1 protein-coding gene is annotated in these 1,062 nt (G+C 65.1%); it reads left to right on the forward strand.

Annotated elements, in window-relative coordinates:
• Positions 1-1,062 (forward strand): SIS domain-containing protein (locus DW870_RS09225; protein ID WP_055252703.1); only part of this gene is annotated, 1,062 nt, incomplete at its 5' end.

A 1,062-nucleotide genomic window follows, 5' to 3' on the forward strand; every position in this document is an offset into this window, starting at 1 on the left:
ATGAAGGAGACCGAGAAGATCGAGATCATGCACTTCGACCAGGAGGGCTACCTCGAGGACGGCAGGAACGTCTACGAGGCGGGCAAGAAGATGACCGCGCTGGCCGACCGCGTGCACGAGGAGGGCTACGACGCCGTCTTCCTGATGGGCGTCGGCGGCACCTGGGACGAGTTCATGCAGCTCGAGTACCTCATGAACAAGTTCGGCGACCGCGACCTCGAGGTCTACCTGATCCACGCCGCCGAGTGGAACGTCATGGGCCACAAGCGCATGACCGACAAGTCCGTCGTGCTGACCGCCTCCGAGTCCGGCACCACCCCCGAGGTGCTCGAGGCCATCGGCAAGATGAAGGAGATGGGCGTGCGCGTCTACGCCATGACCAACCCCGAGGGCAAGATCGGCCGGGCCGTGGGCGCCGAGAACTGCGTCATGATGGCCTCCGACCACGGCGCCGGCGGCTGCGAGAAGGGCTACTACCTCGCCGACTGCTTCGGCCTGCGCCTGCTCAACCGCCGCGGCTGCTTCCCCAAGTTCGACCTGTTCATCGAGCAGACGAAGGACGTCTGGAAGGACATGCTCGACATCCGCAAGCGCTTCGAGCCGCGCGCCGAGGAGCTCGCGAAGAAGTACGCGCTGGCCGACTACACCATGTTCATCGGCTCGGGCGCGCTGTGGGGCGAGACCATCCTGTACTCCATGTGCCTGCTCGAGGAGATGCAGTGGAAGCGCATCCGCCACATCACCTCGCACGACTTCTTCCACGGCACGCTCGAGCTGCTCGAGCCCGGCGTCCCGGTGTTCCTGTTCATGGGCGAGGACGAGTGCCGCGCCCTCGACGAGCGCGTCCGCGCCTTCCTCACCAGCGGCGTGACCGGCGACGAGGACTACGTCATCATCGACACCGCCGAGTACGCGATCCCGGGCCTGGACGACGACTTCCGCGTCATCGTGTCCCCCTGGATCCTGTCCGTGCTGACCACCGACCGCCTCTCGCGCAACTACGAGCTGGTCACCAAGCACAACCTCAAGTACCGCCGCTACTACCACCAGTTCGACTACTAA

This window comes from Collinsella sp. AM38-1BH, assembly GCF_003467545.1.
Taxonomy (GTDB): Bacteria; Actinomycetota; Coriobacteriia; order Coriobacteriales; family Coriobacteriaceae; genus Collinsella.